Origin of the sequence: Nitratiruptor sp. YY08-10 (assembly GCF_016629565.1) — a bacterium.
Taxonomy (GTDB): Bacteria; Campylobacterota; Campylobacteria; order Campylobacterales; family Nitratiruptoraceae; genus Nitratiruptor.
In genome coordinates this window covers 1,774,572-1,792,750 of the sequence record NZ_AP023057.1, presented here as the reverse complement: position 1 = coordinate 1,792,750, position 18,179 = coordinate 1,774,572, and the positions used below count along the sequence as shown (strand labels likewise).

The 18,179-nt window shown below is 40.8% G+C and carries 21 protein-coding genes, 2 tRNA genes and 1 rRNA gene; 12 read left to right on the top strand and 12 right to left on the bottom strand.

Annotation, left to right across the window (positions count from 1 at the left end):
* Positions 1–73: 73 nt before the first annotated feature.
* On the top strand, positions 74–550 hold the full coding sequence (gene ruvC, locus JG735_RS09555) for a crossover junction endodeoxyribonuclease RuvC (protein ID WP_201334832.1): 477 nt from the start codon (positions 74–76) through the stop codon (positions 548–550).
* Here the strand turns inward: ruvC and JG735_RS09550 are convergent.
* Both JG735_RS09550 and thyX read right to left on the bottom strand, forming a co-directional pair.
* Positions 516–1,511, bottom strand: coding sequence for a tetratricopeptide repeat protein (locus JG735_RS09550; protein ID WP_201334831.1), 996 nt, complete (start codon positions 1,509–1,511; stop codon positions 516–518). The genes ruvC and JG735_RS09550 overlap by 35 nt on opposite strands.
* Positions 1,508–2,125: an FAD-dependent thymidylate synthase gene (gene thyX, locus JG735_RS09545; protein WP_041354085.1), complete on the bottom strand. Its 618-nt coding sequence runs from the start codon at positions 2,123–2,125 to the stop codon at positions 1,508–1,510. The genes JG735_RS09550 and thyX overlap by 4 nt, the downstream gene beginning before the upstream one ends.
* Before the next feature lie 49 nt (positions 2,126–2,174).
* Here thyX and JG735_RS09540 point away from each other — a divergent pair, with 49 nt between their 5' ends.
* Positions 2,175–2,729 (top strand): Uma2 family endonuclease, encoded by a 555-nt coding sequence (locus JG735_RS09540; protein WP_201334830.1) that lies wholly within the window; start codon positions 2,175–2,177, stop codon positions 2,727–2,729.
* Positions 2,716–3,816 (top strand): deoxyguanosinetriphosphate triphosphohydrolase, encoded by a 1,101-nt coding sequence (locus JG735_RS09535; RefSeq protein ID WP_201334829.1) that lies wholly within the window; start codon positions 2,716–2,718, stop codon positions 3,814–3,816. Before JG735_RS09540 ends, JG735_RS09535 begins: the two co-directional genes overlap by 14 nt.
* On the opposite strand, the gene JG735_RS09530 is transcribed toward JG735_RS09535, so the two are convergent.
* The gene (locus JG735_RS09530; RefSeq protein WP_201334828.1) at positions 3,806–4,429 is read right to left on the bottom strand and encodes an HAD family hydrolase; all 624 of its coding nucleotides are present in this window, start codon (positions 4,427–4,429) and stop codon (positions 3,806–3,808) included. The two genes, JG735_RS09535 and JG735_RS09530, sit on opposite strands and share 11 nt — an antisense overlap.
* Before the next feature lie 65 nt (positions 4,430–4,494).
* Between JG735_RS09530 and typA the strand changes: the two genes are divergently transcribed.
* From typA to JG735_RS09510, 4 genes are read left to right on the top strand one after another with little or no spacing between them, the layout of a single operon-like run.
* Positions 4,495–6,303 (top strand): translational GTPase TypA, encoded by a 1,809-nt coding sequence (gene typA, locus JG735_RS09525; RefSeq protein ID WP_201334827.1) that lies wholly within the window; start codon positions 4,495–4,497, stop codon positions 6,301–6,303.
* Positions 6,304–6,315: 12 nt separating this feature from the next.
* A complete protein-coding gene (locus JG735_RS09520) occupies positions 6,316–7,248 on the top strand; it encodes a hypothetical protein (RefSeq protein WP_201334826.1) in 933 nt (310 codons plus the stop codon).
* Entirely contained in the window at positions 7,241–7,849 is a 609-nt protein-coding gene (locus tag JG735_RS09515) for an NAD(P)H-dependent oxidoreductase (RefSeq protein WP_201334825.1), read from the top strand. Before JG735_RS09520 ends, JG735_RS09515 begins: the two co-directional genes overlap by 8 nt.
* Before the next feature lie 10 nt (positions 7,850–7,859).
* The gene (locus JG735_RS09510) at positions 7,860–8,033 is read left to right on the top strand and encodes a helix-turn-helix domain-containing protein (RefSeq protein ID WP_201334824.1); all 174 of its coding nucleotides are present in this window, start codon (positions 7,860–7,862) and stop codon (positions 8,031–8,033) included.
* A gap of 1 nt (position 8,034) precedes the next feature.
* On the opposite strand, the gene JG735_RS09820 is transcribed toward JG735_RS09510, so the two are convergent.
* The 7 genes from JG735_RS09820 to secG all read right to left on the bottom strand — a co-directional run bounded on the left by JG735_RS09820 (position 8,035) and on the right by secG (position 13,711).
* Positions 8,035–9,615, bottom strand: a complete 1,581-nt coding sequence (locus JG735_RS09820) for a methyl-accepting chemotaxis protein (RefSeq protein ID WP_236584027.1) — start codon at positions 9,613–9,615, stop codon at positions 8,035–8,037.
* Position 9,616: 1 nt separating this feature from the next.
* Entirely contained in the window at positions 9,617–10,711 is a 1,095-nt protein-coding gene (locus tag JG735_RS09500) for an MFS transporter (RefSeq protein ID WP_201334823.1), read from the bottom strand.
* Positions 10,695–11,171: an RDD family protein gene (locus JG735_RS09495; protein WP_201334822.1), complete on the bottom strand. Its 477-nt coding sequence runs from the start codon at positions 11,169–11,171 to the stop codon at positions 10,695–10,697. Before JG735_RS09495 ends, JG735_RS09500 begins: the two co-directional genes overlap by 17 nt.
* A 7-nt stretch (positions 11,172–11,178) precedes the next feature.
* The gene (gene pyrE / locus JG735_RS09490) at positions 11,179–11,787 is read right to left on the bottom strand and encodes an orotate phosphoribosyltransferase (RefSeq protein WP_201335747.1); all 609 of its coding nucleotides are present in this window, start codon (positions 11,785–11,787) and stop codon (positions 11,179–11,181) included.
* 89 nt (positions 11,788–11,876) lie between these two features.
* On the bottom strand, positions 11,877–12,437 hold the full coding sequence (gene frr / locus JG735_RS09485) for a ribosome recycling factor (RefSeq protein WP_012083210.1): 561 nt from the start codon (positions 12,435–12,437) through the stop codon (positions 11,877–11,879).
* The gene (locus JG735_RS09480) at positions 12,424–13,398 is read right to left on the bottom strand and encodes a polysaccharide deacetylase family protein (RefSeq protein ID WP_201334821.1); all 975 of its coding nucleotides are present in this window, start codon (positions 13,396–13,398) and stop codon (positions 12,424–12,426) included. The genes frr and JG735_RS09480 overlap by 14 nt, the downstream gene beginning before the upstream one ends.
* Positions 13,370–13,711 carry a preprotein translocase subunit SecG gene (gene secG, locus JG735_RS09475; protein WP_201334820.1) on the bottom strand — a complete coding sequence of 114 codons (342 nt, stop codon included), beginning with the start codon at positions 13,709–13,711 and terminating at the stop codon, positions 13,370–13,372. Before secG ends, JG735_RS09480 begins: the two co-directional genes overlap by 29 nt.
* 64 nt (positions 13,712–13,775) lie before the next feature.
* Between secG and JG735_RS09470 the strand changes: the two genes are divergently transcribed.
* Both JG735_RS09470 and JG735_RS09465 read left to right on the top strand, forming a co-directional pair.
* Entirely contained in the window at positions 13,776–14,459 is a 684-nt protein-coding gene (locus JG735_RS09470; protein WP_201334819.1) for a hypothetical protein, read from the top strand.
* Positions 14,447–14,785 (top strand): hypothetical protein, encoded by a 339-nt coding sequence (locus JG735_RS09465; protein WP_201334818.1) that lies wholly within the window; start codon positions 14,447–14,449, stop codon positions 14,783–14,785. Before JG735_RS09470 ends, JG735_RS09465 begins: the two co-directional genes overlap by 13 nt.
* Here the strand turns inward: JG735_RS09465 and JG735_RS09460 are convergent.
* Both JG735_RS09460 and JG735_RS09455 read right to left on the bottom strand, forming a co-directional pair.
* Positions 14,782–15,174 (bottom strand): thiamine-phosphate pyrophosphorylase, encoded by a 393-nt coding sequence (locus JG735_RS09460; RefSeq protein ID WP_201334817.1) that lies wholly within the window; start codon positions 15,172–15,174, stop codon positions 14,782–14,784. The genes JG735_RS09465 and JG735_RS09460 overlap by 4 nt on opposite strands.
* The gene (locus JG735_RS09455; protein ID WP_201334816.1) at positions 15,167–15,886 is read right to left on the bottom strand and encodes a Bax inhibitor-1/YccA family protein; all 720 of its coding nucleotides are present in this window, start codon (positions 15,884–15,886) and stop codon (positions 15,167–15,169) included. Before JG735_RS09455 ends, JG735_RS09460 begins: the two co-directional genes overlap by 8 nt.
* 367 nt (positions 15,887–16,253) lie before the next feature.
* Between JG735_RS09455 and JG735_RS09450 the strand changes: the two genes are divergently transcribed.
* From JG735_RS09450 to JG735_RS09440, 3 genes are all read left to right on the top strand, one after another.
* A 16S ribosomal RNA gene (locus JG735_RS09450) occupies positions 16,254–17,796 on the top strand.
* A gap of 173 nt (positions 17,797–17,969) precedes the next feature.
* Positions 17,970–18,046: transfer RNA gene (locus JG735_RS09445), tRNA-Ile, on the top strand.
* Between the two features lie 11 nt (positions 18,047–18,057).
* Positions 18,058–18,133: transfer RNA gene (locus tag JG735_RS09440), tRNA-Ala, on the top strand.
* The last annotated feature ends 46 nt before the right edge of the window (positions 18,134–18,179 follow it).

The window sequence follows — 18,179 nt, the reverse complement described above, 5'->3', positions numbered from 1 at the left end:
AAAATATTCTTAAAGTACCGTAAAATCGGGCTTTTTGAAATTTTCACATTTTTTGCTTATGTATGGAGGATATGTGAAAATACTTGGTATCGATCCTGGAAGTCGGAATTTAGGGTATGCAATTATTGAATTGAATAATTCACATATGAAGCTTATTGAGGCAGGACTTGTGAAAATAAAGCCATCAGAATTTCAATATCAGCTTTCCCAGATGATAGAAGGGCTTGATATGGTCTTTTCTTCTCATAGTGTTGATGAAGTAGCGATGGAAGATATCTTTTATGCCTACAACCCTCAAACTGTTTTGAAACTGGCCCAATTTCGAGGAGCTTTAGCTCTTCGAATTATTCAACTGCACGGTAATTTTAGCGAATATACTCCCTTACAGGTCAAAAAAGCCCTGACTGGAAAAGCGAAAGCATCGAAGGAGCAGGTGGCTTTTATGGTAAAAAAGCTTTTGGGAATCAAAAAAGAGATCAAGCCACTTGATATCACAGATGCGATGGCGATCGCTATCACTCACGCTCAGCGTCTTCGTTTGAAGAGATGATGTGGCTGAGCCAAAACTCATTCTTGATGGATTCGATACGAGATTGGCATGCAGGATTTGGATTGATACGACAAGCGTATTGATATTTTTGCAAAGCTTTTTGTTTGTCGCCAAGGGCTTCGAAAATTGCTCCTTGAGCAAAGTATATTTCATAACTGTTGGGATACTTTTTCTTTAGTTGTTGTAACAGTTGCAATGCTTGGGTGTATTTACCCTCATCAGCAAGATCAGCCACTTTTTCCATAGAATCACACTTTTTTCCATTGATTGTCGTTGGAAGCTCGATACTCTTGGAGACAAAATGTGGTGCTATAGCATAATATACTCTTTTCTCGATTCTTTGAAGCAGCTTAGCATAGATTGGATAGGGATCAATACGGTTTTTTGGATAGGAGACTTTATAATTTTTTATCAATACGGTTTCTTTGTTTGGATGAATGGTTTGAATCACTTTTTGTGTATCTAAAATCAGTTTTGGTTCATTGCAAATCTTTTTGGTTTCATACTCAGAAAAATCTCTATCAAACAGTGTTTGTGTAGAACTTAGAAGAACGATATGTACATACGCGGTCAATCGAATAAAAGAGCACTCATAAGGAATATTTTCTGAGGCGATGCATACTTGTTTATTGTTTTTTGTTTTATAAGCAAGGCAGAGATTTTTTGTTCTTGTCTCATTTTTTATGAGTTTTTGTGTTGTGTGAATCGATCCAAGCAGTTTTGTAGGATATGGGCCAATATGAAAAAATGGTTTTCCGTTAATGTATGTCTGTAAAAGATCCTTTTTGAGTTTGGCTCGAAACCCAAATCGATCATTGGCAAAAGGTTTGATATCAAGATATCGTATATCTGGATTTTTTACAGGAACCGAGAGTTCTCGAACGTGAACTTTTTGCGCACAGCCTGTGAGAAAAAGAGGTATGCAAAGGCATAAGAGGTTTGCAATGATTCTTTTATTCATTGGGTATGCATACACTCCTCAAAAAGATATTTATGATCGTTTGGCAAGGCTTCGAAAATTGCTTTTGCAAGATTTCTGATCTCCCAAAGGGCCGATTTACTGCTTCGAAGGTTCAAAAAGTTTTGAAGACTTCTGGCATTGATTGTCCATGTCAGTTCTGTTTTGTAGCACTCTGGCAAGCAGTATTTTGCTATGTCGTTCGAAATCCCTTCTTTCAAAACTTTTTGCAGATTGTTAAGAGCTTTGATGCTCATCGTATCCACTAGCTCATTACCGGTTAAAACGATATATTTACTGGCCCCCTCGAAATCTTTTTCATCGAAAGGCTCTGCATTTTTAAGTTCTTTGAGTGTGTAACGGGTCGATTTTACTGAAAGACTCGCCATACGGTGACGGGCAAGTTCCTGCAGTAAAGCACGACTTATCCCTTGTATGTAAAAGGTGTAGACCAGATGTTCCAATGTGGAAGCGTGTTTATACTTGTTTCCGACTCTGTCGATCAGCTCCTGGTCTTTTGGACCTCCTCCATCGCTTTTGTCAAAACTTTGCCAGCAGGTTCTAATGGCATGAGCTGCCACAGGCAAAGGGGAGTGATGAAGAAGCGTCACTTGCATAGCCATCCTTTTGCTATAATGGTTATAGATTATACCACAAAGGATTCCTATGACAGTCCGCTATATTCCGGAATATACCTATGAGGATTATAAGCAGTGGGAAGGAGAATGGGAACTTATTGATGGTGTGCCAGTTGCAATGGCTCCAAGTCCGGTGAGTGATCATCAGATGTTGCTTTCTCGTATTGCACATGAGTTGGAAAAATCTTTGGAAGAGTGTGATGAGTGTTATGTTTTGGTAGAAGAGGATTGGAAAATAGATGAGAAAAACGTAGTGCGTCCAGATATCAGTGTGGTATGTGGAGAACTTACCGATTTCATCCAAAAAGCCCCCTTAATCATAGCAGAAGTGGTCAGTCCATCAAGCGCTACAAGAGATGAGGATGTAAAATTCGCCATCTATGCTGAGGAGGGAGTGAAGTATTATATCCTTGTTTATCCAAAAGATTACAAAGCGAAAATCTACCGACTTGAAGATGGAAAATATAAAAAAGTTGGCGATTTTTTGAATGAGAAGGCGAAATTGGAAGGAATATGTGCGGTGGAGATAGATTTTGCAAATGTCTTTAGAAAACTCAAAAAGCTTCGCAATGAAGTGCAGTGATCGCTTCTATCCAAGCATCAACGATTTTCGAGACTCTTTTTATAGAGATCGCGATCGAATCATTCACTCCTCCTCTTTTCGCAGGCTTGAATATAAAACACAAGTCTTTATCAACTATGTGGGGGACTATTTCCGGACTCGTCTTACCCACTCTTTGGAGGTAGCTCAGATTTCTAGAACGATTGCGCGAGAACTTGGTCTTAGCGAACCTCTTGCAGAATCCATCGCTCTAGCTCACGATCTTGGTCATACCCCTTTTGGGCATGTAGGTGGGGATGCACTGGATCTTTTGATCAAAAAATCGTTTAGTTCAAACGGATTTGAACACAATTTTCAATCATTTCGAGTAGTTACGAAACTTGAAAAGCGATACAAAGATTTTGATGGACTCAATCTTACTTTTGCTACTCTTGAGGGAATTTTAAAGCACTCCTATCCATACAAAAAGCATTTTTTAAGCAGTTGGTATGATGAGGTATTCAAACTCGATTACCATCCAAGTTTAGAGGCGATGATTGTGGACAAAGCAGATGAAATTGCTTATATCAGTGCTGATATCGATGATGGAATCAAGTATGGATTGATCGATTTTGATACGATTGAGGAAAACGAACTTGTCCAGGAGGTGATGGAGGAAGCACAGAAAGAAGGGTATAAAAAAGAAGAGAAACTGTTTCGATATCGCTTTACTTCACTGCTTATTGCCAAGATGGTTGTCTCTTTGATCAATGAATCCCAAAAGCATATTCCAAGAAGTGATGCGGTATTATGTGCAACGATCCCAGCAAGTGAGCCCCTTCCAATATGCTATCCTTCTTCCATAGCCACACAGATCAAAAAGCTTAAAAAGATTTTGTTTGAAAAGCTCTACAGGCATTCGCAAATATTGCGGAAAATGTATGCAGGCAAAAAGTGTATCGAAGGACTTTTTCAGGCTTTGGTGGAGGAGCCGAGGTTGATGCCGGATGAGTTTTATGAACGGGCAAAAAAAGATAAGGTCTACAGAGTCGTAGCCGATTTTATAGCGGGGATGAGCGATCGGTATGCCATGAGTCTGTATCATGAGATTTATGGCATTAGGCTTTAAGGGATAAAAGAATTTTCCTCAATTCATCCACGCTTTTGATTGCATCCTCGTATTGGCTCCATCCCCAGTTCACTTTTACAAACTCTATTCCAGCAGCTCGTGCTGCCTCTTCATCCGTTTTTCCATCGCCTATAAGCAAAATTTCATCTTTTTTGCATCTAAAAAAATCGATAATTTTTTCTATCATATCTGGAGCCGGTTTTGGATGAGCGACCTCATCACCACAGACGATGATCTCAAAATAGTCATAAATCCCAAGATTTTTAAGAATAAGCTCTGCACTCTCCCTATATGCATTTGTCGCAAGGGAGAAGTGAAAAAATGGTCGTATCTCTTCTAATAGCTCTTTTATTCCGGTATACAAAACTGTCTCTTTGTGATGATTTTTTGCATAGTATTCCCGAAACCACTCCACATGTTCTTTCTTGTATTCTTCTACTCCGTAAAAAAATTTTGGCCGATGAATGGTAGTATCGTTGACCGCTTCTAAAATGACTCTTTTATCCATTGGCGGAAGGCCTAGTTTGCTTCGCACATAGTTGATGGAATTTGAGATGATTGCAGAGCTGTCAATCAGCGTTCCATCCATATCAAAAATCAAGTAGTTGATCATTTAATCTCTCCTTTTGCAAAAGGGTAGTAAAATAAGATAAATTTTAGGTTAAAAAGAGGAAATGGATGCAAAAAATTCGAAATATTGCGGTGATAGCACACGTTGATCATGGAAAAACAACACTAGTTGATGAACTTTTAAAACAATCTGGTACCATCGAAGCGCACAAAGAGTTGGCTGAACGGGCTATGGACAGTAACGATTTGGAGCGAGAGCGTGGTATTACGATTCTTTCAAAAAATACGGCTATTCGTTATGGCGATTTTAAAATCAATATCATCGATACTCCCGGACACGCCGACTTTGGTGGCGAGGTAGAGCGGGTTTTGAAGATGGTAGATGGGGTACTTCTTTTAGTGGATGCACAAGAGGGTGTTATGCCCCAAACAAAGTTTGTTGTGAAAAAAGCGATCAGTTTGGGGCTGAAACCTATCGTGGTAATCAATAAAATCGATAAACCTGCAGCTGAGCCGGAGCGTGTCGTTGATGAGATATTTGATCTTTTTGTGGCGATGGATGCCAACGAAGAGCAGCTCGATTTTCCAATCCTTTATGCAGCGGCAAGAGACGGATACGCCAAATGGAATTTGGATGATGAAAACAAAGATTTAACTCCACTTTTTGAAGCGATCATCGAGCATGTACCTTCTCCAAGCGGAAGTCCTGAAAATCCGACACAGATTCAAGTCTTTACACTCGATTATGACAATTATGTGGGACGCATCGGCATTGCGAGGATTTTTAATGGTCAAGTGAAGCGGGGAGATGAACTGCTTCTTGTCAAAGCCGATGGAGAAGAGCAAAAGGGACGAATCTCCAAACTTATTGGCTTTTTGGGCCTTAATCGAATGGAGATTGACGAGGCTGAAGCTGGCGATATCGTAGCGATTGCCGGGTTTGAGGGAATTGATGTAGGTGATAGTCTTGTGGATCCGGCAAATCCTATGCCACTCGATCCTCTTCATATCGAAGAGCCGACACTCAGTGTCTATTTTAGTGTCAATGATTCACCTTTGGCAGGGCTTGAGGGAAAACATGTGACATCCAACAAGCTTAAAGATCGCCTTTTTAAAGAGACTGAGACAAATATCGCGATGAAGGTCCAAGAGGTTGGGGAAGGACGATTTAAAGTGAGCGGCCGAGGTGAGTTGCAAATCACGATTTTGGCCGAAAATATGCGACGAGAGGGGTATGAGTTCAATATCTCAAGACCCGAAGTGATTATAAAAGAGGAAAACGGCATACGACTCGAACCGTTCGAGTATCTTGTCGTGGATGTTCCGGAAGATTTCAGCGGAACGGTGATCGATAAACTTGGGCGGAGAAAAGCGGTAATGAGTTCTATGACACCAATGGATGAAGGGTATGTGAGAATCGAATTTGAGATACCGGCCCGTGGGCTTATCGGCTTTCGAAGCGAATTTTTGACCGATACGAAAGGAGAAGGTGTTATGAACCACTCCTTTTTGGATTTCCGACCATTTGTGGGAGAGGTGGAACACCGAAAAAATGGTGCACTGATCTCTATGGAGAGTGGAAAAGCTCTCGCTTATGCGCTGTTCAACCTGCAAGAAAGGGGAGTGCTTTTCATTGAACCCGGAACGGAAGTCTATGTCGGGATGATTATAGGAGAGCATTCTCGTCCGAATGACTTGGAAGTCAACCCCATCAAGGGGAAAAACCTGACCAACGTCAGAGCTTCCGGAAGCGATGATGCTATTAAACTGACTCCTCCACGAAAGATGACATTGGAGCGGGCACTGGAATGGATAGAAGAGGATGAGCTTGTGGAAGTGACGCCAAAATCGATTCGGCTTCGTAAACGCTATCTTGATCCCCATGTCCGAAAAAGGATGGCGAAACAGAAGAAATAGAAAGGATGAGCTATGAGTAAAAGTACCAAAATCAAAGAGTTGATCCAAAAGTCAAAAGAGGTTGCCCAAGAGATTCAGCAAAATTTTAATGAAACCGTTGAATCGTATCGATTGGCCAAAGAAAAATTTGAACTATTATTGCAAGAGCTGGAAGTTGGAGTATTGGAGCGAGCAAAAAAGGCTATTGAATCTATAGAGAATATTCCAAAAAGATCTTTTGAAAAAAGTGAGCCTCAAAAACCACAGCTTCCTGATTTTGAGTTTGAGAGTGAATATACGATTGTGGAGCCAAAAAAAGGTAATGCAGGTGCAGTTCTATGGGGCATTATAATATCCATCGTTATTTTTATCGGATTTGGATTGGGTGGTGCTGTATTGAAAGGGCTCAATCTCAGTCCCGATCTATTGGGAAGAACTTTTTTTGAAGAGGCGTACAGCTTTTATAGTTCACTGATCATTGGTTCGTCTCATGCCGCACCAGCTTTAGGTATCGCTGTGAGTGCCACTATTTCTATCTTAATAGGATATGTTGTGTATCTACTTTTGAAACAAAAAGCGGTGTCACAAAATCTTAAAAAAGCACAGCTCATATATGATTCAGCCATGGCGTATACGCAAAACAAGCAAGAGGAAATAGAGAAAATAAGTGCTTTGATGCAGTTTTTAAAAGAGGCTTCTTTTCATTGTGAAGGAGCCAAATGGTTTTTAGAAGAGTATACTGCCAAAGCAAACAGAATCCGGTTTTTTGAAGGGAATGATTTTGCATCATTTTGTGATATCTCCAAGGAAGATGTGAAGACACTTTTGGAATTGATGGAAAAAGTGGATACGACGATTCATACGAATATAATAGACCATGAAGATATATTGCCTGAAGCAAGAAATCAATATGAAGATTTGGGAGATTATGTACTTTCTATAAAAGAGAGGATTTATCATGCATGATCCTTTTTTGGAAGCGATGGAATTTCGCCATGCATGTAAGATATTTGATCATACCAGGAAGATTTCAAAGGAAGATTTTGAGTTCATTTTAGAGTGTGGGCGTTTGAGTCCAAGCTCTTTTGGGATGGAGCCGTGGCGATTTTTGGTTATTGAAGATGAAAAGAAAAAAGAGGCACTTCAGCCTCTTTGCTGGAATCAAAAGCAAATTACCACATGTAGTCATCTTGTTGTTATTAAAGCCAATAAAGCGGTAGTGCAAGATGATACATATATCCAGGCCATGTTTGCAAGAAGGGGATTGGATGAAGCGAGGACAAAAGCTTATATAGAACGTTACAAAAGTTTTTTGGCTGAGCAGGATATAAGTTGCTGGGTGCAAAAACAGTGCTATATAGCAGCGGCAAATATGATGACAGGAGCTGCTTTTCGAAAGATAGACAGCTGTCCGATCGAAGGATTTGAAAAAGCAAAAGTAGAAAATTATTTGGGTCTTGATCCTCAAAAAGAAGAGGTTGCCCTAATTTTGACCTTTGGATACAGACTCAAACCTCAACCACCGAAACATAGATTATCTTTGGATACATTGGTAGAAACCCTATAAAGGAGGCATTATGGAAGAAAAAGTTTTAGAACTTTTAAAAAATTCCGATAAACCGTTAAAAAGCGGTGAAATAGCAGAAGCTTTGGGTGTAGATAAAAAAGAGGTAGATAAAGTGATTAAAAAACTAAAAAGCGAAGGGAAAATCGAGTCTCCAAAACGGTGTTATTACGCTATTAAAGCATGATTTAGACTTTAAATTGCTGGAGAACTTTTTCCAGTTCTTCAGCTATCCCCTCTAGTTCATTGATCATTTTAATGATGGAATCTACACTCTGCAAACTCTTGCTTGAGCTCTCTTTGATTTGATTGATTTTATGGAGTATATTTTCTACTGATTGTGCCAAATTTTTCGATTGTTCATAAGAGGCATTGCTAATCTGGTTGACTTGATCCATAAAGGAGTGGATCTGTGATATATCCTCTTCATTTTTGTGGACTTGATTGTTAATAGCTTGCAATTCTTTGGCATTTTGGGCCATAAGTTTACTCGTTTCCACGATATCTTTCACAATTTCTTCGATAATTTGATAGGACTCTGCAAGACTTCGCTGAGACTGTTCTGCAAGATTGCGTACCTCATCTGCTACAACGGCAAATCCTTTGCCGTGTTCACCGCTTCTTGCTGCCTCAATTGCAGCATTGAGTGCTAAAAGATTGGTTTTTGTTGCAATATCTTCGATCAGATCAAGGACATTACGCACTTCAATGGCTCTTTGTGAGAGTCTTTCGAGACGATTCGCTATTTCAAGACCGTTTTTGGATTGCCTGTTGACCTCTTGGAGAAGATTGGATATCGATTCTTGAACGGCATCGATCCTGTTCTTTGCCTCTTCAACATATTCTTGGGATTTCTTAATGCTTTGCAGACTCTCTTGGAGATCCTTTTGTACTCTATCTCCCTCTTCTACACTTTGATTTACGAGCTCAATATTGTTCAGGAGGGTAGCATGAACTTTTGATGACTCTTTTTTCAATTGATCGGCGATGGTGAAGTTGATATGAGCTTTTTCTTGGATACTTCGAATGATTTGTTGGATTTTTTCGATAAATTTGTCGATCCATTTGCCTACCTGAGCGATCTCATCCTCTTTTTTGAAGTTGAGTCTTTTTGTAAGATCTCCCGATCCTGTGGCAATATCTTTAGCCCTGGCAGCCATAACAGCAAGTGGTTTGAAGACATTTTTGTGAAAAAAGTAGGAAAAAATTCCGATCAACAAAATAATAGCAATGATAATGGCAGTAAAGACGATTTTTGTAAGGCTGTCTATTTTTTCATCAAGATCTTTTTGATCAAGCCCTATCTCAATGACGCCTAGGACGTCACCTGCCTTGGCATTTGTATGGCAGGTTACGCAGCTACTATTTGCAATCAAAGGTTTGTAATAGTCGATTTTACTCTTTCGGGCGAGAATCTTCTTCTTTTTGGTTCGAAAAACTTTTTGAACGATGGGATTGTTACGATTATGTTTTTCAATCTGGCCGAACATTTCATCGATTTTTTGAGAACGATAGATTTCGATATGAGATATTCCTTTTATCTTTTTCAATGAGTGTACCGTTGATTCAATTGCCTCTTTTGAACCTAGATTCATACTTGTACGTAAAGCTATAAATACTGTTTGGGAGAGTGTTTCGATATTTTTGACACCTTGCTGTGTAAAAAGGGACTTTGTATTGTTTAAAAGATAGAGAGAAAAACTTAGCAAAATAAGGACCAACGAGACAATAAGCATAGTAGTAAATTTTGATTTAATAGTTTTGAGCATATCAGTCCTTTTGTGGCCTTTCTAAAATTATAACCAAAAATGATAAAAAAGCGATGCAAGCTGCATATAAGAATAGATATCGTCCATACAAAAGACCTGCTAGAAAGCTTCCTACCATACCTCCAAGACCAAAACTGATTCCTCCAAAAAACTGCTGTGCAAGTGTTTTATTGTTGTAGATATGAAAAAGATAGCTTATTGCTGCAGAGTAATAGAGGGCAAAACTGAATGCATGCAAGGATTGGGAAAAGTATAGAACTGGTAAATTGGTAGGAAAAAGAAAGAGAAGCAACCATCGAAACGCAGTTACAAAGGAGGAGAGTTTCAGTAACGATAAAAGATTTTTTTGCATAAGAGGAGCTTGAAAAAAGAGCATGACAATCTCTGCTAAAACGCCGAACGTCCAAAGATAACTGATTGTTGAATAGTCTAGCCCCTGTTCGCTTTCATAAATCGTAAAAAAGTTATAAAATGGCCCGAAACTCACCTGCATGAAAAAGAGATTGGCCCACAAAGGCCAGTGTTTGAAAAAATCAATGGAGCCTTCACTCATTTTTCTCATCGATTTTTCTTGTAAAAAGAACAAGGAGACCGATACTGTCATGAGAATCGTAACAAAGAGTAGTTTCAAGGCAATATCTGGCTGATGCATGAATTTTGCTAAAATGAGTGCGACTACAATGAAGCCAATGGAGCCAAAAAGCCTGCTTCTGCCATATTTCTCTTTTCCGATTTTTGCAAGAGCGATAGTCTCGACAAAAGGTAGCATCAAGGCAAAAGCGATGCCTATAAAGATGTTTGGAATCAAAAAAAGAAGAAAATGATCGATGGTAATGAAAAAAAGTATCCCAGCAAGGAGTGCCAAAACAAGTGACAAAGCGAATATTTTTTGATCAAGACGAAATTTTTTTAAAAATAAAAAAGGTGTCAAAAACCGCATTAATGGACTCATGGCAAAGACTATCCCAATTTCGTATGAGGAGTATCCTTTGAGCTCCAAAACTTTTGGCATATAGATGACATATACGCCAATAATGGCAAAAAACCAAAAATAAAACGCAGATACAAGGAGAAAGAGCCTATTTTTCGGGAGCATGGATCATTCTGGTTAAAGAGATGAGATCATGAAATGTCGCTTTGTCCTTTCTAAAAAATGCGATTACTACCCCAACTATAGATAATATAGAAAAAGGCATGGCAATGTAGCGGATGGTGGATTGGAAAAAGTTTGGATTTTCTAAACTGTTCCATCTGATGATTTTCATATCGTATGCTCGCATCCCAGGTGTTTCACCCTTAATAGTCCAAAGGAGCGTTACGATGAGATAATGGGGGATGATGATGTAGAGCCATCCTGTCGCCATATGCTCTCGAAAACCTTCACGACTACCCATAATAAGGTAAATAACAATATACATAATAGGCATAGTGATCATAAAAGTATCAGTTAAAAAGGCTTTGAGGCGATCTGAGATAGGCGCAGGGATATAATTTTTTTGTTTTGTTTCGGTTTGTGATTTGTCGATTTTCCCCTGTTTGACATTTCTCCATCTCATATCGGTCTCAATTGCCTCGACTACCAGGTTTGATCGGTTTGCTACCCTCTGCGCACATTGGGCACTCTTGAGATTCATAAATTGGGAATGTGAAATCTGCAAGGGCAAAGAGAGGTTTATTGGATGGGAGTTTGCATTCTGATCTTGATGGAGCATCACTTCCAACTCGTTTACATATTCCTCTATTTGCCAAGGCTGCGAATGCGACAACTTCGGCTCCTCGTTTTTCCATCTCTTTTGCCGCTTCCATAGCACTGCCACCCGTGGTTATGATATCTTCACAGATAAGTACTTTTTCGCCTGGTTCTACTTCAAAACCCCTTCGAAGTGTCATTTTTCCGTCTTTTCTTTCGGTAAAGATAAAACGGACTCCAAGAGCTCGAGCCAGTTCATATCCGGCCAAAAGACCGCCTATGGCAGGAGAGCAGACAGTATCAACTTCAATCCCTGCTGCTTGAATCTGTTTTGCAAGTTCTTTTGCAAGAAGTTCAGCCTTTTTTGGATCTTCTAAAACTTTTGCGCTTTGCAAATAGTTTGGGCTGTGTTTACCAGAAGAGAGCAAGAAGTGTCCTTCTAGCAAAGCACCGCTCTCTTTATATATCTTTTCTATATCCAACATTGCAATCCTTCAACTGTTACAATAGATTTTGATCAAAAAGAGGGCAAGCAAAGCAGTTTGCTTACTCAGCTTATGGCTGGTCTTAGCTACACCTTCATAATCTCTTGCTCTTTTTGTTTGACTAAATCGTCCACTTTTTTGATAAACTCATCGGTAATTTTTTGGACCTCTTCGAGTCCTCGTTTCTCTTCATCTTCTGTGATCGCCTTATCTTTAAAGAGTTTTTTGATCTTGTCATTTGCATCGCGTCGGACATTTCGGATGGCGATTTTTGCTTTTTCACCAAACTGTTTTGCTTTTTTCGCTTCCGCTTCTCTTTGCTCCACTGTCATCGGAGGGAAAAAGAGCTTGATCTGATCGCCGTCATTGTTTGGATTGACACCGATATTTGCTTCTTGAATAGCTCTTTCTATTTCTCCAAGCAGTGATTTGTCCCATGGAGATATAACGATCGTTGTTGCGTCAGCTGCAACCACGCTAGCCGCTTGATTTAGTGGAGTTGGTGCTCCATAATAATCCACTTTGATGTTTTCTACGACAGCTGTCGTTACTCGACCGGTTCGAAGAGTATTGAAATCCTTTTTCAAAACATCCAAACTCTTTTGCATATGATCCCGTGCATATTCATAGATCTCATTCAGTTCCATATCGGCTCCTCACCAAAATTTTTGTACTAATTTTACTATTTTTTACCTTTATTATCACTCTAATACGTTTTTTTGATACCCGAAGGTGCAGTTTTTGATTAATAATGCCATTTGTTACGGCAACTTTTCTCCAACCATATCCTGTCACATAAACAAAAGCGTGTTTATATATCGGATCTATTTGAACATGTACTCTTTCTAAAATCCCATTTTTTGGATAGCTTTTTGGTTCAATCCATACAGCATCCAAATGGTTGAATCGAAGCATTTGAGGGAGAGAGACTTTGCCGACAAGTGCGATTCTGTCAAGATCAAATATACTGCTTGTTTTTGAAATAGCGCCTATGTTTTGGTTGCAAATGGCTGTAAATCCAAAGAATTTGATTACCTTTTTTACCCTCTCATCATATTCGCCATAAGGGTAGGCATAATATTTTGGAGTATATCCAAGCCTTTTTGCAAAAAGCTCCAATCCCATTTTTGTATCGTTTTGAATCTCTTGGTCACTTAAATCCACAAGATAAGGGTGCGCATGGGAGTGAAAAGCGATTTGCCCATATTGAGCTATTTTTTTGAGATCGTTCCAACTCAAATAGTCTGGATAACGGTTTTCTATCGGTTTAGTTGCCAAAAAGAGGGTAAAAGGATAGTGGAACTTACGAAAAAGAGGGAGTGCATTTAAAAAACTTTTAAATCCGTCATCGATTGTCAGTATCACCCAATTTGAAGGTATCTCTTTTCCATTTTGAAGCGCTTGTACCAGCGTTGAAAGAGAAACAACGGTGTAATGGTGCTGTTTAAAATAGGTAAATTGTGCTTCAAGCTCTGCAAGTGATGTGTTTGTGGAAGGATACCTTGGATCGCCGAAACGGTGGTAAACGAAAATATGAGCATCTGCAAAAAGGAATGAACAAGCAAGTAAAAGCGCGGCGCTACTTCGCCGCAGGAGCCTCTGGAACATTCGATTGTGACTTAGTGACAGGAGCTGGTATGGTAGGCACAGGTGCCGTTTTTTGTACTTTGATTGTATCTACCACTGATTTTGTATAATTTTTATTGTACAGATATCCAAGCAAAATGGTATTGAAGACAAAAACGGTTGCCAAAAAGAAAGTCAGTCGTGCCAAAAATCCCTGTGGTCCCTTTGCACCAAAGACAGATTCATTGCTTCCACTGTATGCTCCCAGACCAATGGAAGAACTTTTTTGTAGTAAAATAACAATGGTTAGAATGATGGCAAGAACGATTTGAAGGATAAAAAGAACTTTTATCATCAAGTTTCCTTTTCTATTTTTAGCCCAATTATACCCAAAAAGTTTAAAAATAAGGTAAAGATTTTTGCACCATATCAAAGAGTTCAACCGTTTTGCTTCACAGTATCAGCAATATAAGATTATCCAGTCAAAAGTGGCTCGACATCTCGTTAAAAACTCTAAATATCAAGGAAAGAAAATAGCTGATTTGGGTGCTGGAAGTGGAGAGGTGTACAGGTCTATTTTTTGGGAATTTGAAAAGTTGTATGCATGCGATCTTTCATCTAGTATGTTGGCTTTGCATCCGGAAAAAAGGGTAGAAAAAATTGTTTGTGACTTTGATACGGAAGCGTGTTTTGAAAAGATCAGACAATTAGGTATTGATCAACTATTTGCTTCCTCTTCGCTGCAATGGAGCAAAGATCTGCCAACTCTTTTTTATAGGCTGAGTCAGTTGCAAATACCTCTCTCTTTAGCACTTTTTACAAGTAATACCTTCAAAACGATTCATTCTATGCTCGGAATCGAATCACCTATATATACTGAAGATGAGATTTTGCAACAAGCACGAAACTTTTTTATGCTAAACTATGAGAAAAGGGCGTATAGACTCTTTTTTCCTTCGCCTAAAGCGATGTTTACCTATATTAAAAGAAGTGGAGTAAGTGCAGGAAAAAAAATGGCTTCTGTAGGTGAGTTAAAAAGACTTTTTCGAGAGTATCCTTATTCTTATCTTGAATTTGAAGTGGTGTTTTTATGGGTCGATTGATTGTGCTGCTGATTCCTTTGATGGTATGGGCCAAAGTGATATGTGACCAAGAGGGAGAACGAATTACCTGTGCCTATATGATCAACAGATCGGACAATGCCAAAGGTCTAACTGTTCGATTTCATTGGATTTCGCCAAATGGTAAAGATGATAGAGTTCGAATATTCAAGGTTCCGCCATATTATGGTTCTGTCTATGATTATCGATTTTTACCGGGAAGAGTACCGGGAAAATGGAGAGTAGAAGTAAAGGAGCTGGAGACCAACAAAACTTCTGAAACCACTTTTGATATTAACCAAACTACTGAAGTCTTTTTTGAAGATTAAAGTTTCTTTTCTATATCATAGAGTTCATAACGTATCGTTTTGTATATTTGTGATTGTTTTGTATTAATTAATTTAAAGCACTCTTCTAGAACTCTTGCGGCTTCTTGAGCTCTTTTTATATTTGCTTGCAGCAGAGCTTGAATATTACTTCTTTGTTCTTCACTGGGTATAGATTCTTTTAAAACATCTCCCTTGATATCTCTATATTGTAAAAGTCTTTCATCATCATAAGTGGCTTGATGGCGAAGATTTTTGAGTTGTGAAGCGATATTTTTATTCTCAAATATATACCTTTGGATATCTTCCACAACACGTATACCCTCTTTGAGTCTATTGAGATTTGCATCAATGAGCCGAAAAAGTTTCGGCTCTAAAGCGTTATTATTCATCGCTGCCAAAAATTCCGAGGATTTGTAAGAGAGAAATAAAAAGGTTCAATACATCAAGATAGAGAGCGATTGCTGCTTCTACTGGAGTGGCAAAATTTCCCCGGATGATATTTTGTGTGTCAAACAGTATGAAAATACTAAAGATGATTGCTCCTGCTGCAGCAAGAAGTGTTTGTAATAAAGGACTGCCGAGAAAAATATTGATAAGACCTGCAACAATCATAATAATTAAAGCTATAAAAAGAAACTTGCCCATAGTTGTGAAGTCTTTTTTTGTATTGATAGCAAAAAGGCTCAGCCCTCCAAAAGCAACGCCTGTCAATAAAAGAGCGTTTGTTAAGATATTTGCTCCAGCCGGAAGTGCTAACACAGCGCTGAGCAAAGGTGTCAAGGTAAGTCCTGTCATAAATGTGAAACCAAAAAGCATGAAAAGATTTAAGCCCGGTTTTGACTTTGTCAAATAGACACCAAAGAGCATGATGAACTCTAATATGACAAGCCCCCAGTACCATGTGGCAATAGAGGGTGCCATCTGCATACCGATGTACGCACCTGTTGCCGCAGCCATTAAGCTAGCAGCAAAGAGCTGGTAGGTCTTTTTGATAAAGGTAGCGATATCGAGTTGCTTTGATTGTTCATTGCTAGCAGCGGAAGTTCGTACTTCGTTTGCAACTTTCGTTACAGAGTGAACATTCTTATTGAAATGATCCATCTCCCCTCCTTAATGATTTATCACGGTTAGTATACATAAAAAGTTTTGATATCTGCAATACATTAGCCGCCATCACCCTTGACAACAGGAGAGAAACTTCATATAATTTCGGCCTCAAACAGGGGAGAGTGGACGAGTAGTTCACGAGAGGCTGAGGGGGTTTGGAGAGGCTCTTGACAAGCCTGAAAGATTTTGGCATAATTTCAGTCCTCGAAACGCGGGGAGCTAAAGAGAAAGAATTCAAATGGCTCATCTTGAGTGGAAGATGGGCGAGAGAGTTCTTTAGGGAATTTGATCTTTGACAACTAGACAGAATGAAGAGTCCTTTGAGTTTTAAAGTAGGATTTTAAAACTTCATAAAAGTATTTTTATGGAGAGTTTGATCCTGGCTCAGAGTGAACGCTGGCGGCGTGCCTAACACATGCAAGTCGAGCGAGAACGGCTCAATGATCCCTTCGGGGTGAATTGAGTGTCAGCTAAGCGGCGCACGGGTGAGTAACACGTAGCTAACCTGCCCCATAGCGGGGGATAACAGCCCGAAAGGGCTGCTAATACCCTATACTCCTTCCTGGCACAAGTCAGGTTGTGGAAAGCGTTATGTAGCGCTATGGGATGGGGCTGCGGCCTATCAGCTAGTTGGTGGGGTAACGGCCTACCAAGGCTATGACGGGTAGCTGGTCTGAGAGGATGATCAGCCACACTGGAACTGAGACACGGTCCAGACTCCTACGGGAGGCAGCAGTGGGGAATATTGCGCAATGGGGGCAACCCTGACGCAGCAACGCCGCGTGGAGGATGACGCCCTTCGGGGTGTAAACTCCTTTTGCAGGGGAAGATAATGACGGTACCCTGCGAATAAGCACCGGCTAACTCCGTGCCAGCAGCCGCGGTAATACGGAGGGTGCAAGCGTTACTCGGAATCACTGGGCGTAAAGGGCGCGTAGGCGGCTTAGTAAGTTGGATGTGAAAGCCCACGGCTCAACCGTGGAACTGCGTCCAAAACTGCTAGGCTAGAGTCCGGGAGAGGCAGATGGAATTGGTGGTGTAGGGGTAAAATCCGTAGAGATCACCAGGAATACCCATTGCGAAGGCGATCTGCTGGAACGGTACTGACGCTGAGGCGCGAAAGCGTGGGGAGCAAACAGGATTAGATACCCTGGTAGTCCACGCCCTAAACGATGGATGCTAGTCGTTGTGGTGCTAGTCACTGCAGTGATGCAGCTAACGCATTAAGCATCCCGCCTGGGGAGTACGGCCGCAAGGCTAAAACTCAAAGGAATAGACGGGGACCCGCACAAGCGGTGGAGCATGTGGTTTAATTCGAAGATACGCGAAGAACCTTACCTGGGCTTGACATCCCGAGAACCCTCCAGAGATGGAGGGGTGCCTCCTTTTGGAGGAGCTCGGTGACAGGTGCTGCACGGCTGTCGTCAGCTCGTGTCGTGAGATGTTGGGTTAAGTCCCGCAACGAGCGCAACCCTCGTCCTTAGTTGCCAGCACTTAGGGTGGGCACTCTAAGGAGACTGCCCGGGTAACCGGGAGGAAGGTGAGGATGACGTCAAGTCATCATGGCCCTTATGCCCAGGGCGACACACGTGCTACAATGGCGCGTACAGAGAGAGGCGATACCGCGAGGTGGAGCAAATCTCTAAAGCGCGTCCCAGTTCGGATTGCAGTCTGCAACTCGACTGCATGAAGTCGGAATCGCTAGTAATCGCGGATCAGCCATGCCGCGGTGAATACGTTCCCGGGTCTTGTACTCACCGCCCGTCACACCATGGGAGTTGAGCTCACCCGAAGCCGGGGGACCGACCCGTAAGGGAGGACCCTCGTCGACGGTGGGCTCAGCGACTGGGGTGAAGTCGTAACAAGGTAACCGTAGGAGAACCTGCGGTTGGATCACCTCCTTTCTAGAGTGATGATCCAAAGATTCAATTCTTTGGATGGAAGCCGATGAGACTCACACTCATTGGCTTGAGGGGACTCTTCATTTCTGTCTAGTTGTGAGAGATCGGGTGTTCTTTGAAAGAGAAGGTGGAGGAGAAGAGCTAAGGAGCCCTTATCAGGGGCGAGCTTTAATAATGGGCCTGTAGCTCAGGTGGTTAGAGCGCACCCCTGATAAGGGTGAGGTCAGAGGTTCAAGTCCTCTCAGGCCCACCAGTTTAGTGGATGGGGTCTTAGCTCAGCTGGGAGAGCGCCTGCCTTGCACGCAGGAGGTCACCGGTTCGATCCCGGTAGACTCCACCAGGTTTGGATGAAGTTTAAAATAAGCTCTAAAGGTATTTAGGGTTTA

Coding starts and splice junctions, on each gene's coding strand:
- JG735_RS09540 (WP_201334830.1), top strand. CDS start 2,175: ATGACAGTCCGCTATATTCCGGAATATACCTATGAGGATTATAAGCAG.
- JG735_RS09520 (WP_201334826.1), top strand. CDS start 6,316: ATGAGTAAAAGTACCAAAATCAAAGAGTTGATCCAAAAGTCAAAAGAG.
- JG735_RS09455 (WP_201334816.1), bottom strand. CDS start 15,886: ATGGATCATTTCAATAAGAATGTTCACTCTGTAACGAAAGTTGCAAAC.
- JG735_RS09535 (WP_201334829.1), top strand. CDS start 2,716: ATGAAGTGCAGTGATCGCTTCTATCCAAGCATCAACGATTTTCGAGAC.
- typA (WP_201334827.1), top strand. CDS start 4,495: ATGCAAAAAATTCGAAATATTGCGGTGATAGCACACGTTGATCATGGA.
- secG (WP_201334820.1), bottom strand. CDS start 13,711: ATGATAAAAGTTCTTTTTATCCTTCAAATCGTTCTTGCCATCATTCTA.
- thyX (WP_041354085.1), bottom strand. CDS start 2,125: ATGCAAGTGACGCTTCTTCATCACTCCCCTTTGCCTGTGGCAGCTCAT.
- JG735_RS09480 (WP_201334821.1), bottom strand. CDS start 13,398: ATGTTCCAGAGGCTCCTGCGGCGAAGTAGCGCCGCGCTTTTACTTGCT.
- frr (WP_012083210.1), bottom strand. CDS start 12,437: ATGGAACTGAATGAGATCTATGAATATGCACGGGATCATATGCAAAAG.
- JG735_RS09495 (WP_201334822.1), bottom strand. CDS start 11,171: ATGAGATGGAGAAATGTCAAACAGGGGAAAATCGACAAATCACAAACC.
- JG735_RS09510 (WP_201334824.1), top strand. CDS start 7,860: ATGGAAGAAAAAGTTTTAGAACTTTTAAAAAATTCCGATAAACCGTTA.
- JG735_RS09515 (WP_201334825.1), top strand. CDS start 7,241: ATGCATGATCCTTTTTTGGAAGCGATGGAATTTCGCCATGCATGTAAG.
- JG735_RS09530 (WP_201334828.1), bottom strand. CDS start 4,429: ATGATCAACTACTTGATTTTTGATATGGATGGAACGCTGATTGACAGC.
- JG735_RS09550 (WP_201334831.1), bottom strand. CDS start 1,511: ATGAATAAAAGAATCATTGCAAACCTCTTATGCCTTTGCATACCTCTT.
- JG735_RS09465 (WP_201334818.1), top strand. CDS start 14,447: ATGGGTCGATTGATTGTGCTGCTGATTCCTTTGATGGTATGGGCCAAA.
- JG735_RS09500 (WP_201334823.1), bottom strand. CDS start 10,711: ATGCTCCCGAAAAATAGGCTCTTTCTCCTTGTATCTGCGTTTTATTTT.
- JG735_RS09460 (WP_201334817.1), bottom strand. CDS start 15,174: ATGAATAATAACGCTTTAGAGCCGAAACTTTTTCGGCTCATTGATGCA.
- JG735_RS09820 (WP_236584027.1), bottom strand. CDS start 9,615: ATGCTCAAAACTATTAAATCAAAATTTACTACTATGCTTATTGTCTCG.